This window comes from Maridesulfovibrio salinus, assembly GCF_055394525.1.
The window spans coordinates 3,508,800-3,522,887 of the sequence record NZ_AP042461.1; the positions used below are offsets into that span (position 1 = coordinate 3,508,800).

A 14,088-nucleotide genomic window follows, 5' to 3' on the forward strand; every position below is an offset into this window, starting at 1 on the left:
TTCCCTGTTTCCAATTTTTGCTGATTTCTTTTTATTGCCAAGCTGGTCTATCTCGGTTATGCAGAAAACCCGGTCGGCAGTTCACCGAGGCGTCGCCGCCCCTTTGGGGAGCTAAACCTGCCATCACCATATCCCGTCCGACACTTATCCCGTGCCGAGTCGGAAGTCGGCGACCACCGGCAATCCCTTTTCTGCGGTAGGCACGAAAACGAGGATAAGCTATGCCTAGAACACCATTATCACTGCACATCAGCGACGTTTCAAACCTTGCCCGCAACCTGCGCAAAGAACTTGATAATTCAGGTCATGTGCCCGGACATGTTGAAATGCTCAACCTGCTCGCCAAAGCGGGAGGATACCGCAACTTCCAGCATCTCAAGGCCGTACGTGAAGAACCGTGCAAGGCCGAGGCGTCAAGCTTTGATGCAAAACGGGTAAAAAAAGCCACCCGTTACTTTGATCTGGACGGCCGCCTGAACCGCTGGCCCAAAAAACACAATCAGCGGATGCTCTGCCTCTGGGTACTCTGGTCCAGACTGCCCGCCCGCACCGCCATGACCGAACTGGAACTGGATGAACAGCTGATCCTGAACCACAGTTTCTGCGATCATGTGCTGCTGCGCCGCTGGATGGTCGATAACGGCCTGATAAGCCGCACCCCGGACGGAACGGAATACCGCAGAGTGGAGACTACTCCTCCGGTTGAAGCCATAGAGCTGTTCAAAATCCTTTAGTCCGCAGCTCCCCCTTCCGGCAGACCTGCTGGAAAGAGGCGGAGACAACCCCCTAAATCAACGGCCCCTGTGTAATTTGAAACGCAGGGGCCTGTTTTTTATATCCTGTCCCCGGCAGGTATTGCGCAATCCACGGACAGCCGTGAAGCAAATCCGCAGTTGCGCAGAACAATAACCAAGGGCAATGTTGACACTTATCCCTTTACCCTCCCCGCAAGACGGCTGAAATGAGGCAGGGTGCGGCTGTAGAATTCTTTCCAGCCCTCACAGAGAAAGCTGCGCCCGGTTCCGCCGAGGCGATACTTGCGGCAGTCCCCCATGCACAGCTCAACAAATTCACAGTCATCACATTCCTTTGCCCATGCTGTTTTCAATGCGGCAAAATCCCTGTATTTTCTGGAATTACGAATCTCTTCAAAGGACATATCCATGATATTGCCCAGCAGATGGTATCTATCCGTGAAAAAATCACAGGGATAGACATCACCGTTGGCCTCCACAAGCAGATAGCGGTCGCAACTGCCGCTGTTGTAACAGTCGATGCTCACACCCTGTACGATCTTTGCCAATACGGATTCAAAAAGACGTATTGAAACCCTGCCGATATCGTTGGCGTACCATTCGTGAAAAACTCTGGACATGAATCGGCCCCACTGTCCGTCGCTGATTGCCTCGGGCCGCAGCCTGCCCTCCCCGTCCCACTCCACACAGGGTATGAAGTGCAAGTGCTCCGCTCCAGTATCCCGCAGATACCTGTAAGTTCCGGCCGGGTCATCCACATTGGCCGAATTGACCAGCACAAGGGTGTCCGTGGCTACCGAGTTTGCATGCAGAGTGCGCAGACCTTCACGCACAAGTTCATGGGTAGGTTCCCCACGGCGGGTGAGGCGGTAGCGGTCATGTATTTCCGCCGGACCGTCCATGCTCACTCCGCACAGAAAGCGGTATCGGCCAAGCAGCGCGGCAAGATCACCGGTAATGGCGATTCCGTTGGTCTGCAGGCTGTTGGAGATACGCGCCCCGCGGGGAGCATGACTCTTTTGAAAGTCTATGACCTTTTCATAAAATGAAACAGGCTGCAGGGTCGGTTCACCGCCATGCCAGACCATTGAATAAACCGACTGTCCGGTAGCCATGTACTCGCTGATGGTGCGTTGCAGCACCTCATCGCTCATGGCCCCCGACAGATTCGGACTGCCGGAGTCTCTTTTTCTGGACGGACCGTAATAACAGTAGCTGCAGGCCAGATTACAGGCAGCCCCCACGGGCTTTACAAGCAGAGAAAAATCCAAATTTACCCCTGCCGTCAGCGTATGGATTCAATACGCGCGCCGCTCTCGACCTCATTGAGGTCCAGATGGTTGCGCATGTACTGGGACGAAGCGTCCTGCCTCGGAGAAAAATCCCAGGGGGTGTGATTACCGGTCATGTGGGACTTGAATACCAGCATCCGCCTTTTCTGGCTTGCAAGCACACTCTCCCTCACCTTCTCGGGATTCTGGTGATCCATGACCGTCTGTCTCATGGCTTCCTCAACTTCCTGATACCCGTCTTTTCCGGCCAGATTATTCAGTTCACGAGGGTCGTTTTCAAGATCATAGAGCTGTGCGGGGTCCGGTTCGGCGTGGATATATTTGTACTTTCCACGCCTTACCATGAAACATGGACCGCAGGACCCTTCGGCAAAGAACTCGGAAATCACGCTGCGCTCATTTTTCCAGCCGGAACCTTCAATGAGCGGGATAAGACTGTCCCCGTCCATGGGAGCAGGAGGATTTTCCATGTATCCGCTGCCGGAAACATCCAGCAGAGTCGGCATCAGGTCCACCAGTGAAACATGTTCTCCTATCCTGCCGCCGGAAAACCCGCCGGGGTAATTTACAATCAGCGGAACCCGGGCGGACTGCTCGAAAAAGGACATCTTGTACCACAATCCCTTTTCACCGAGCATGTCGCCATGATCGGAGGTGAATACGATCAGGGTATTGCGGTCCAGTCCGGTATCGGCAAGGGCCTTGCGGATAGCCCCGATCTTATCGTCAACATAGCTGAGCTGCCCGTAGTACGCCCTGCGCGCGTTACGGACCTGTTCTTCACTGACCGCGTCAGGAGTCTGCAGGTAGGCCTCGCGAAGCCTTATGCTGTGGGGGTCAAGCTCACCGTCGGGCAGGTAGCCTACCTCGGGCATGTTGATGGAGTCATGGTCATATCTGTCCCAGTGCTCCTTGGGGCAGGCATAGGGATCATGGGGATTGGTAAAGGAAACTGTCAGAAAAAAAGGACGGGAATCACTGCTGCGTCCGAGATCGTACACCTTACGGACTGCCCTGAATGCCACCTCGTCATCAAAGTCGATCTGGTTGGTTCTTTCACAGGGACCGGCCTCACGCACGCTGTCCATGTTGTGATACCACCAGTCTATGCGCTCTTCGGCCCTGCTCCAGTCCGGTGTCCAGCCGTGGTCGCTGGGATAGACGTCAGTAGTCAGCCTTTCCTCATACCCGTGCAGCTGGTCCGCGCCCACGAAATGCATCTTCCCTGAAAGGCAGGTCTGATAGCCGTCCGCGCGCAGATAATGGGCAATGGTAGGAATATCGGCAGGGAACTCCGCACCGTTGTCATAAGCCCTGATCCTTGAAGTATGCTGGCCTGAAAGCATGGAAAACCTTGACGGAGCACAGATGGGATTGTTGCAGTAGGCACTTTCAAAAACAACTCCGTCCTCGGCAAGAGCGTCCAGATTGGGTGTTTTGGCCGCTGCCTTGTCACTATAGGCACTAAGGGCCTCGGCACAGACCTGATCAGCCTGAATTAGTAGAATGTTCGGTCTTTCTGATTTCATGTGATTATGCTCCCGCTTTTACATTTCCAGTTTCGGCAGCCGTTTGCATTGAAGCCGCGGACTGCATTCATTTAAAATTATATGTTCTTGTGTTTTCCGCCCCGAAGCTTATTCAAATGACGATTCAATCCAGTCCCGGATAGCCAGAAGATCCCTGCTGATAAGTTCCGGGAGTTCTCCAATCTCGGCCCTTCGCCGTGATATGCCCACCCCAAGGGTCATTATGGTCCTTCCCCTTTCACGGATGGGAACGGCAAAACGCCGCAGTCCCGGAAAAAAGATCCCGTAATCATCCTGCACTCCGCTTTCCAGAGCACTGTCGATCATCAATCGCAGGTCCTCGACAGAGACAGGTTCTTCGTTTTTCGCGGCCTCACCTTCAAGAAAAAGAGGATTATCCAGATTCTCCGGAGAAATGAGAAAAATAGCTCCCATAACATTCAGATGGAGCGGCAGGCTTGTTCCTGACGGATATATCAGCGGAGAGTGCTCATCCATGTAGCTTTCAAGGCAGAACATGGTCTGATCGGTACAACTGAAAAGGTTGACCGAGACCTGATAGCGCTCACGAAGCACACGCATCTGCTCCCTGATAATCTTGATAGGCGTGTTCTGGGTCCGGGTGACTCTGCCCCAGAAAAAGACCTTGCTCCCGAGAATATAACGGCCCTCGGAATTTTTCTGAAGCACCCCCTCCCCCACAAGCTCTTTCAGGATTTTACTAACGGTGGAAGGGCTGGGGTTTTCCAGAACCGAAGCCGCATCTGAATACCTGATTCCCTCAGGAGCAGCACTTACCGCGTCCACTACCCGTATTGCGCGAGTCAGCAATGATTGTTGTTTTTTCATTTTACTATACATATCTATAGTTAAGTGTTTATATGTATAGCATACGAGAAAATATCCGTTTGTCAAACCGGGCAAAGCCAACATTGAAAGAATAATATACTTATTAACTCCTGTTTTTACCGTACTGACCGAGTATTTTTCTCCCGCACAGTCAATAACCCACTTTTTACATATGGATATATCGTTCGCCTGCCGTAAAATTTACAATTGACAATGAAAAACGATATCAATATTTTCAGAATTCAAAGGAAGCAGTGAATCATTATCCAGTATGATTTCACAGCTAACCTTTATAATTAAAAATTTTCTGTTACTTCTACATTGAATGTATGTTCAAATCCTTGAATGTATGTTTAAATCCGTCGGGTCGGGGTAGATATCTTTCAGAACACGCTGGCAAAGACTTTCTTTATTTGCCGGATCGAAACAACTGCCGTTGGCATTTCATCCGACACAGCACCAGTTCTTTCCACTAACAATTTTCATCACAATCAAATCAGTACCCGCCTGTGTACTGAACTATCGGGAGATACGTTGTGAACAACCTGTCTATACGCAGCAAACTCGCTGTATTGTTCTGTATCGCTATATTAGCGTCATTAATTACTATTAGCATAAGTGTATATTCCTCTTACACTCTTACCGACAAAGAAGCCCTCAAGGCTCAGGAAATCATGCTTGATGCCCACAAGGACAAGATCAAGGTGGCTGTCACAACCATGGCCGAAGCTCTGGGAAGTGCCGCTTCAGGAATCTCGAACGAGGATGAGAAAGTCGAGCTTTTCAGAGAAATGATCAAAAACGCCTTCTTTGAAGAGGACTCCTCCGGCTACTATTTCATCTACCGCGGAACCGTTAACGCTGCCCACCCGGTTAAACCCTCCCTGCACGGCAAGGACCTGCGCAACCTCAAAGGCAAGGATAATGTGTACTCCGTGCGCGAACTTGCCAGAGCCGCTGAAAGAGGCGGTGACTTCGTCCGCTTCATGTGGGACAAACCCGGCCACGCCAGCCCCATGCCCAAGCTCGGCTATGCCACAATGATTCCCGGCACTGACTACTGGATCGGAACCGGAGTATATATTGATAATATCGACAGTCAGGCGGCACTCATCAGAAAAGAGATGGATGATCTGAACATGACCGCCCTGCTTTTTCAGGCCGGAGCTTCCGCGGCTATTTTTCTGCTGATACTGCTGCCCCTTGGAATAATCGTTACCAAAAGCATCATCGCCCCCATAATCGAGACCAAGGAAGCGGCAACCAGAATCGCGTCCGGTGAATTCAAAACCGACCTGAAAATCAGGAACAGGGATGAGCTGGGCCAGCTGCAGGAAGCCCTTTCCGATATGGCGGAATCCCTGCAGAACAACATTGCCGAGATCACCAGAAAAGAGCAGGAAACAGCACGCACCGCTGAAGAAGCCATGAAGGCCACCAAGGAAGCGAACGCCGCCAACGAACTGGCGGAATCCAAGGCTTCGGAACTAATCGATGCCGCAATTCAGCTTGATCAGGTGGTTGATTCGGTTTCCTCCGCATCTGAAAACCTCATGGTCCAGATTGAGCAGTCCAGCGTGGGAGCCGTTGAACAGGCCAAGCGAGTGGAAGAAACCGCAAGCTCCATGGAAGAAATGAACGCCACAGTGCTTGAAGTGGCGCGCAACGCGGCTGACGCGGCGCATGCCGTGGACAAGGCCCGCAGCATGGCGGAGGAAGGCGCGGACGTTGTTTACAAGGCGGTGGACGGCATGGGCGAAGTGTCCACACAGGCCGAAACACTCATGACCGACATGAAGAGCCTCGGCAGTCAGGCGGAAGGCATCGGTGAAATCATCAACGTGATCAACGATATTGCCGACCAGACCAACCTGCTCGCCCTCAACGCCGCCATTGAAGCGGCAAGGGCCGGAGACGCAGGAAGAGGTTTCGCGGTTGTTGCGGACGAGGTCCGTAAACTGGCGGAGAAGACAATGACCGCCACCAATGATGTGGCCAACGCGGTAAAGAACATTCAGGATGAAGCGCGCAAGAACATCAACACCACAGTAAATTCCGTGGAAACGATTTCAAAGGTAACTGAACTGGCCAACGCTTCCGGGGACTCCCTGCGCCAGATAGTTGAACTGGTTAATGATGCCACAGCGCAGGTTCAGTCCATCGCCACTGCGGCGGACCAGCACTCAGCCGCCAGCGAAGAGATCAGCCACAGCATCACCGACATCAGTGAAATTTCCTCTGAAACATCGAATGCCATGTCCCTTTCCAAAACGGTAGTAACAGACCTGTCCGCCCAGATCAGGACACTGAACAAAATGACCGAACGTATGAAGGGCTAAATTCGAAGATCAACAAACTCAAAATCATCAGACTGTTGAGAAAGTATCATATGCTAGGTGCAAGAAAAATACTGGAACGAAGCGTATTTAAGCATAAGTGAGTTTCAGTTTTCTCCGCAGCTACGACGCAGATGGTGCTTTATCAAAATCATCAGACTGTTGAGAAAGTATCATATGCTAGGCGCAAGGAAAATACTGGAACGAAGCGTATTTAAGCATACGTGAGTTTCAGTTTTTTCCGCAGCTACGACGCAGATGGTGCTTTATCAGCAGTCTGGAAGGCCCCTCGGCAGTTTTGCCGGGGGGCCTTCCTGTTTTATACTGGAGTGAGCGGTGAATAATTTATCTTTTCTTTTTCCAATAATCGCCAGCATCGTGGTGAGCCATCCACATATCCACTTTACCGCTTGCGCCTGTAATGGGACTGAACGAGAGCTTGCAACAGCACTTCACTGCTGATCAGTTCAAATTGCAAGTGGTCGGGAAGATCGCCAAACAAGAGGACACCACCGCCTATCAATATGGGGATTTGGGTCACGATCAGTTCGTCAATCATATCTTCAGCCAAAAAGCTTTGAATGAGCTTCCCCCCATCGATATAGAGATCCGTGAAACCCTGATCGTTTAATCTTTCCACTATGTCGTGAATATCTCCTGAGACGACTTCAGCTTTACCTGCCAATGATTCGGGGAGCGCCGAAATCGAAGAACTCAGCACAAAAACAGGTTTTGAATACGGCCATGGACCATCGAACTCAAGGACGACATCCATAGTCTTTCGTCCCATCAAAATCGCATCTACGCTCTCCATGAACGGGACAAAACCAAGGTCATGGCCTTCCGGATTCGGGACGGTTTCAAGAAATTCAAGACCGCCATTGCGATCTGCTATGTATCCATCAAGGCTGGTTCCGACAAAGACTCTGTTTGACATTATATTACCTTCTTTGGAAGGGGGCAGCCTTCAGCAGTCGTGAGATTCTTCAAGGTGCCCCCCCGCTGACAATTCACTTTACAAAACAGCAGGTGCGTCAGCCGCTGTACCCGCTGCCGATAGCTGAAAAGGGAAGCTCCACTCCAAGCTCGGGGACCTTTTCAAGTATCCATGCTATGAAGGTATTGCTGTTGGGTCCGGGAAAAGCTTTGTATGTGTCACTCCACGGGTATGTCCGGGCGGCGGAATCAATTCTGCTGATCAGCTCATCAGCTTTCGCGCCCCGCACATCGGCCAGCAGTTCGGGCTTTTCCCCGAACCAGTAACGGTCTGGAGCATCACGCTCAATCCTGACCACGGGCAGCCCGCGTTTCATACGCCAGCCGATCACTTCATAAACGGTATATTCCTTTTCACCGCTCTTCTTGGCGGCAATCCAGGTATGCACGGCAAACCAGCCCCGCCAGCCCCATGTGGAGGCGGCGTAGACCTGAATAACCGCTTCAGGCGTGGATGCCGGGTCCGGAGCGATTCCGGCTGGTTCCCGGCTGGCTGTGCGCCAGTCTCCACTGCTGCATCCCGCCAGCAGGACGAGCAGAACCATCATTGAGTATATTATCTTTTTAACATTCCTGTTCATTATTCAACCATCCTCTGTAAATTGAAAATCTTAAAGCTAAATGACGGATTCCTGATCCATCACTATTTCTGAAAATTCATCCGCCGAGGCCTCGGCCTTTGCCGGAGTCTCAAAGCAGGCGATATGCAGCATTGCGTCACCCTTGTAAACCGAAGGCAGCGCCTGGTGGGCTATAACCACACCGTCACGGGGCGAAAGCAGCTCGCACGAGGAATTGCCTATGGGATCATGCACCGATCCCAGCAGCTCGCCTTTTTTAACCCGCTGCCCAAGCTTGGCCTTGGCTAGATAAAGGCCGCTCTCCGGGGCACGGCACCATGAACTGCCCACCGCTACCTGCAGATCAAGGGGAGCACTGCTTTTTCTGGAAGCGGGCAGCATCTCCAGATGTTCCATGAGCGACAATATTCCACGAAGCCCCGCCCTGATGGAAAATTCATCAAAACGCAGAGCCTCCCCGGCTTCGTAAAGCAGGGTTTTCACTCCTAAGTCATAGGCCGCCTTGCGCAGGGTTCCCTCAACTCCTTCACCGTCCAGCACCAGCGGAGCCCCGAAAGCTTTGGCCATTGCCAGAACAGTTTCATTTTTCATATCTCCGCGCAGGTGGGGAAAATTTACACGGTGGTTCGATCCGGTATGCAGATCAACCCCGTACTGGCAGCGCCCCACAATATGGTCAAACAGCACCTTGGCCAGCTCGGAAGCAAGGGAACCGCCCGACTTTCCGGGGAAAAACCTGTTCAGGTCCCGGCGGTCCGGCAGATATCTGGCATTGGACATGAACCCGTAGATATTGACGATGGGAATGGCGTAAAGCGTTCCCCTGATCCGGTTCAGCCTTTTCAAGCGGGTAAGCCTTCTGACAATCTCAATGCCGTTAAGCTCGTCACCATGAATAGCGGCACTCACGAAAAGGGAAGGCCCCGCCTTCTTTCCGTTAAAGACATGCACAGGCATGCTCAGCCCCTGCCCCAGATACGAATCCGGAACAGGCAGAGACACAGTCGCCCCGGAACCGGGAGCAACAACATGGCCGCATATTTCAATCGCGGAGTTTTTCATTTTATTCCTGTATTCCTTTTTTTCTTATATCTGCATATAATACAGCATAATCATAATATCCACATGAACAATAGGCTTCGAAATCTTTGCGGCTGAAAAGCACGGACAGAGTTCCGCGCTGAATCATGCCATGCCGCCGAAGTGCATATAACCACAATAACCACGGAGTCCAGATGCCGTTGCGACTGATTGAAATAATTACCCCCAAGGAAGATAAGGATGAAGTGGAAAAAACTCTCGAATCACAGTGCACGGATGAGGGATACGTTTTCTGGTCGGCTCCGCTTGAAAAGGAATCATCTCTTTCATTCCGCATGATTCTGGACGTGCAGGAATCCGAGAATGTTCTGGATAAACTTGAAAATATTTTTACATGGAAATCAGACTACCGCATAGTGATCTACCCGGTGGAAGCCACCCTTCCGCGTCTTGAAACCATAGAGAAAAATAACGGTAAAAACGGCGATGGGAACGGAAATGACAGCGATAGTGAAAACGGCAACGGGGATAACAACGCAAACAAGATAGGACGCATCAGCAGGGAGGAGCTTTATACCGACATTCTGGACACTTCACTGTTTAATTACAATTATGTGCTGCTGGTGTTCCTTTCCACGATAGTGGCGGTCATCGGACTGCTGCGCAATAATGTGGCGGTAATAATCGGAGCGATGGTTCTAGCCCCTCTGCTCGGTCCCAATGTGGGGCTGTGTCTGGCCGCGACTCTCAGAGATGCAAAACTTGCTGTTGAAGCACTCAAGACACTCACGGCGGGAACATTGCTCAGTCTGGCCATCGCCTACGGCATAGGATGGGCAGTAAACCTGCCGCCCATATCGCCCGAACTGATGCTTCGAAGCTCCATTGATTTCTACGACATCCTGCTGGCCATAATTTCCGGAACCGCCGGGATCATATCCTTCACTCTGGGAGTCCCGACATCCCTTGTCGGAGTGATGGTGGCACTGGCCCTGCTGCCCCCGTTAAGTGCCTGCGGCCTTTTCCTCGGGGCGGGCCTCACCGAATACGCCGCCGGAGCGGCCATACTTTTTCTGACCAACATAATCTGCCTGAATCTGGCCGGAGTGGTGACTTTCATACTTCAGGGAGTGCTGCCGCTGCCATGGAGGAAAAGAAAACAGGCCAAATCCACCGCATTGCGAATAGCCTGTTTCTGGGGACTGATGCTCCTGATCCTGACCCTGCTGCTTTACTTTGAACTGATCAAACTGCCCGGCACTGTTCCATGGCAGGTTCCGTAAGCGGCCTGCTTACGCCGGTTCAGCAGCGGTCATTCATGTTCCGGTAAAATATTTTCCGAGAACATGAATCTCCCCTTTGCTTCGGTGTATCCCCTCAACTTTACAGTCCACCCCACCCTCCGGCACATAAAAAAGCGCAAAAAAAAAGGTTTGCGATCATTTGATCACAAACCTTATTATTAACTTATGGTTGCGGGGGCCAGATTTGAACTGACGACCTTCGGGTTATGAGCCCGACGAGCTACCAAACTGCTCCACCCCGCGCCACGGAGAAATGTATCTACGTGCAAGCTAAATTAAAGGCAAGCACTTTTTTAAGATAATTTCTAAAATTTGAAAGAACTTGGGTCAGCACAAAAAGCATTAAGCTGCTTTGGTTGCGGGGGCCAGATTTGAACTGACGACCTTCGGGTTATGAGCCCGACGAGCTACCAAACTGCTCCACCCCGCGCCAACGTGAGAGCATGTCTACATGTTAGGCATAGGGGTGTCAACAGCATTTATTCATTCTTTTAACTTATTTTAAATATTATCCTTTTTACTTCCTGAAAGTTGAATCAAAATACTCACTAAGCGTACGGGAAAGCTGGCTTAACAATGGATTATCAATATTCCATGAGTGCCAGTAAAGATTCACCGGAACTCTTGCTTCAGGCATAATTTCAACTAGCCTTCCGGACCTGATCCCTGATTCAGCCTGCATTTCCGGAACCATCCCGTAGACCAGCCCCCTGCTGACAACGTCAACAAATGATTCCGATGAAGGGACATAAAAGATGGGGTGGCTCAGCTCACGCCCCGGGAAAATCTTCCGCAGCATCATGGACTGGGTTTCATCGCTGCGGTTGAATACCGCCGCCGGAGCCCTGCTGACACTTTCATGGTTGAACCCGTTTTTAAACCAGCGGGCCAGAAAACCGGGCGTGCATACGCAAAGGTAGTCCACCGCAGCCAGAAACTGACTCCGGCAGCTTTTGACCTTCCCTTTGTCAGTACCGATGCATCCCGCGACTTCTCCGTTTTTGAGCATCTCATAGGTGCGGTTTTCATCATCAACGTAAATATCCAGCAGCACCCTGTTCTCGTGCATGAAATCTTCAAGGGCATCGATAAACCATGTGGCGAGGCTGTCCGCGTTCACCCCCACGGGCAGAGTGACAAAATCACCGGGATCTCCAATCCCCAATGATTCCTCAAGTTCGTGCTCCATGAGCCGCACCTGCCGCAGATGCCTGATCATCCTGCGTCCGGCCTCTGTGGGTTCGGGCGGGACGGAGCGCACCACCAGCACCTGACCTACCTGTTCTTCAAGATTGCGAATCCGCTGCGATATCGCGGACTGGGTCAGATGCAGTTTACGCGCGGCCCTGTCAAAGCCGCCCTCTTCCACCACTGCCGCCAAGGCTTCAAGATATCTGTTATCGAGCATGCCTCATTATAAGTAAAACTAATGAGAAATGAAAATATTTAATTTTACTAATTTCAGCTGACTGCATACCTTGATCGAAATCATTCAAAAGGAGCAGAAAGAATGTCACTCATCCTTCCATATATGCAGGGGCTCGGGACCGGGGCCGGGCTGATCATCGCCATCGGGGCCCAGAATGCCTTTGTACTTTCACAGAGCATCAGAAAGAATCACCATCTCACCGTCTGTCTGGTCTGTTCGATATGTGACGCGGTGCTCATAACTCTCGGAGTGCTCGGAACCGGGGAACTGATTGCCGCCAATCCCATGCTTCTGAAACCGGCCGCATGGGGCGGCGCCGCCTTTCTGGGCTGGTACGGCTTCAACTCCTTCCGTTCGGCAATGAAAGGCGGCAGGCTTGATGAAGACGAAGTGAGCGAAACAAACGTCCGCTCCCTCATATCCCTGACTCTGGCCATAACCCTGCTGAACCCGCACGTTTATCTGGATACGGTCGTCATGGTGGGCTCCATCAGCGGGCAGTACAGCGGAGACGGGCGCTACGCTTTCGGGTTCGGGGCCATTTCCGCTTCTTTCCTGTGGTTCTACACCCTCGGCCTCGGCGGTCAGGCACTGGCGCCCCTGTTCCGCAGGCGGCAGACATGGAGAATCCTTGACACAATCATCGGCATAACCATGTGGACCATCGCCTACAGTCTGGCCCGGAAAGCAATGAGTGTTTAGAGCATGATGCCCTTTGACCGGAAGCGGTCGGGAATGTATCAAACCGTGTATGAGCAACTGGTATGTTTATCTTCTCCGCTGTAGCGACAATTCACTCTACTGCGGAGTAACCACCGATCCCCGGCGCAGGCTTGAAGAGCACAACTCGGGCAAGGGCGCCAAATACACTCGGGCACGGCTTCCGGTGGAAATGGAAACCTTTAAAATGTTTCCGGACAAACGTTCGGCCTACCGGGCGGAATACGCGGTCAAAAGGAAAAAGGCCGCAATCAAAATATCATTCCTCAAATCCATTGCGCGGGATGAAATGGAAAATGCCGAGAAGGATTAAAGCTGACTCCAGATTTTAACCAGTCACCCTTTTTCCGGGCTAACCGAGCCCAAGACAGGTCCAACCCGCATCCCGCAACTTAATAACTCAATTTTTCAGGCTCAAATAACCCACTCATTCATAAATAAAGGCGGCACTGTATTTAACTGCAGTGCCGCCTTTATTTTGTCTTGCCCCTGCCCACAGCAAATGATATTGGTCAGACCAATTCAACCAAAAACAGGAATTGGCAGGTCCAATTTTGAAAAAACAGAAAAATAATCCCGTATACCAGAAAGTAGCTATGCAGATTGCCGAGCTGATTGATTCCGGAGAACTCAATCCCGGCGACAGGCTGCCCGCTGAAAGAACCCTTGCGGAGAAATTCAAAGTTTCCCGCAGCTCGGTGCGTGAGGCCATAAAATCTCTGGCTGAGAAAAATCTTCTGGAAAGCCGCCGCGGTGACGGAACCTATATAAAAACAGAAAAAGCAAGCGACATTGCCGAAGCGTTCACCTGTGTTTTTGCGGCCCAGAAGAAGCGCATCAACGATATTTTCCAGTTCCGCAGGGTCATAGAACCTGAAATGGCCGCGCTCGCCGCTGAATACATTGATGATGAGACCCTGAACCGCATGAAGGTAATCGTCTGCAACCAGCAGATTGAAGACCGCAAAGGCAATAACGCCCGTGACCTTGATTCCCTGTTCCACCTTGAGATTGCCCGTGCCACGGGAAATTCTATTTTTCCTGAAATGATGGAAGCGCTCAACCAGATCATGATGGAGAGCAGATCGGAGATTCTTCAGACTCCGGACCGTCAGGAAAAATCCATAAGCATGCATTTCAAACTGCTTGAGGCTTTTGAAAACCGTGATCCCGATGCAGCCCGCAAGGTCATGCGGCAGCATATCTCCGAGGTGGAGCTTGCCGCTGAACGCAAGAACAGCCAAGGCACTTAGTGC

13 protein-coding genes and 2 tRNA genes are annotated in these 14,088 nt (G+C 51.5%); 6 read left to right on the forward strand and 9 right to left on the reverse strand.

Going from position 1 to position 14,088, the window contains the following annotated elements:
• Positions 1 to 221 precede the first annotated feature (221 nt).
• Positions 222 to 734 carry a DUF2087 domain-containing protein gene (locus ACZ5PW_RS16100; protein ID WP_464555547.1) on the forward strand — a complete coding sequence of 171 codons (513 nt, stop codon included), beginning with the start codon at positions 222 to 224 and terminating at the stop codon, positions 732 to 734.
• A 194-nt stretch (positions 735 to 928) separates the two neighbouring features.
• Here ACZ5PW_RS16100 and ACZ5PW_RS16105 read toward each other — a convergent pair whose 3' ends face one another.
• From ACZ5PW_RS16105 to ACZ5PW_RS16115, 3 genes are all read right to left on the reverse strand, one after another.
• Positions 929 to 2,026, reverse strand: coding sequence for an anaerobic sulfatase maturase (locus tag ACZ5PW_RS16105; protein WP_464555549.1), 1,098 nt, complete (start codon positions 2,024 to 2,026; stop codon positions 929 to 931).
• Positions 2,027 to 2,040: 14 nt separating this feature from the next.
• A complete protein-coding gene (gene betC, locus ACZ5PW_RS16110) occupies positions 2,041 to 3,576 on the reverse strand; it encodes a choline-sulfatase (RefSeq protein WP_464555551.1) in 1,536 nt (511 codons plus the stop codon).
• Between the two features lie 108 nt (positions 3,577 to 3,684).
• Positions 3,685 to 4,425 carry a transcriptional regulator, IclR family protein gene (locus tag ACZ5PW_RS16115; protein ID WP_464555552.1) on the reverse strand — a complete coding sequence of 247 codons (741 nt, stop codon included), beginning with the start codon at positions 4,423 to 4,425 and terminating at the stop codon, positions 3,685 to 3,687.
• 536 nt (positions 4,426 to 4,961) lie between these two features.
• On the opposite strand from ACZ5PW_RS16115, the gene ACZ5PW_RS16120 reads away from it, so the two are divergent.
• Complete coding sequence (locus tag ACZ5PW_RS16120; RefSeq protein ID WP_464555554.1) at positions 4,962 to 6,764, forward strand: methyl-accepting chemotaxis protein; 1,803 nt, start codon at positions 4,962 to 4,964, stop codon at positions 6,762 to 6,764.
• 400 nt (positions 6,765 to 7,164) lie between these two features.
• Here the strand turns inward: ACZ5PW_RS16120 and ACZ5PW_RS16125 are convergent, their stop codons facing one another.
• From ACZ5PW_RS16125 to ACZ5PW_RS16135, 3 genes are all read right to left on the reverse strand, one after another.
• On the reverse strand, positions 7,165 to 7,698 hold the full coding sequence (locus tag ACZ5PW_RS16125) for a dihydrofolate reductase family protein (RefSeq protein ID WP_464555556.1): 534 nt from the start codon (positions 7,696 to 7,698) through the stop codon (positions 7,165 to 7,167).
• Positions 7,699 to 7,795: 97 nt separating this feature from the next.
• Positions 7,796 to 8,338, reverse strand: coding sequence for a DUF3750 domain-containing protein (locus ACZ5PW_RS16130; protein WP_464555558.1), 543 nt, complete (start codon positions 8,336 to 8,338; stop codon positions 7,796 to 7,798).
• Between the two features lie 36 nt (positions 8,339 to 8,374).
• Positions 8,375 to 9,400, reverse strand: a complete 1,026-nt coding sequence (locus ACZ5PW_RS16135) for a succinylglutamate desuccinylase/aspartoacylase family protein (RefSeq protein ID WP_464555560.1) — start codon at positions 9,398 to 9,400, stop codon at positions 8,375 to 8,377.
• Positions 9,401 to 9,573: 173 nt separating this feature from the next.
• On the opposite strand from ACZ5PW_RS16135, the gene ACZ5PW_RS16140 reads away from it, so the two are divergent.
• Positions 9,574 to 10,662, forward strand: a complete 1,089-nt coding sequence (locus ACZ5PW_RS16140; RefSeq protein WP_464555561.1) for a TIGR00341 family protein — start codon at positions 9,574 to 9,576, stop codon at positions 10,660 to 10,662.
• A 187-nt stretch (positions 10,663 to 10,849) separates the two neighbouring features.
• Here ACZ5PW_RS16140 and ACZ5PW_RS16145 read toward each other — a convergent pair.
• The 3 genes from ACZ5PW_RS16145 to ACZ5PW_RS16155 form a co-directional block, all read right to left on the reverse strand.
• Positions 10,850 to 10,926: transfer RNA gene (locus tag ACZ5PW_RS16145), tRNA-Met, on the reverse strand.
• 110 nt (positions 10,927 to 11,036) lie between these two features.
• A tRNA-Met gene (locus ACZ5PW_RS16150) sits at positions 11,037 to 11,113 on the reverse strand.
• Positions 11,114 to 11,200: 87 nt separating this feature from the next.
• On the reverse strand, positions 11,201 to 12,091 hold the full coding sequence (locus ACZ5PW_RS16155; protein ID WP_464555562.1) for a LysR family transcriptional regulator ArgP: 891 nt from the start codon (positions 12,089 to 12,091) through the stop codon (positions 11,201 to 11,203).
• A 102-nt stretch (positions 12,092 to 12,193) separates the two neighbouring features.
• On the opposite strand from ACZ5PW_RS16155, the gene ACZ5PW_RS16160 reads away from it, so the two are divergent.
• The 3 genes from ACZ5PW_RS16160 (at position 12,194) to ACZ5PW_RS16170 (ending at position 14,085) form a co-directional block, all read left to right on the forward strand.
• On the forward strand, positions 12,194 to 12,814 hold the full coding sequence (locus ACZ5PW_RS16160) for a LysE/ArgO family amino acid transporter (protein WP_464555564.1): 621 nt from the start codon (positions 12,194 to 12,196) through the stop codon (positions 12,812 to 12,814).
• Between the two features lie 49 nt (positions 12,815 to 12,863).
• Positions 12,864 to 13,145, forward strand: a complete 282-nt coding sequence (locus tag ACZ5PW_RS16165) for a GIY-YIG nuclease family protein (RefSeq protein ID WP_464555565.1) — start codon at positions 12,864 to 12,866, stop codon at positions 13,143 to 13,145.
• A gap of 241 nt (positions 13,146 to 13,386) precedes the next feature.
• Positions 13,387 to 14,085 (forward strand): FadR/GntR family transcriptional regulator, encoded by a 699-nt coding sequence (locus ACZ5PW_RS16170; RefSeq protein ID WP_464555566.1) that lies wholly within the window; start codon positions 13,387 to 13,389, stop codon positions 14,083 to 14,085.
• The last annotated feature ends 3 nt before the right edge of the window (positions 14,086 to 14,088 follow it).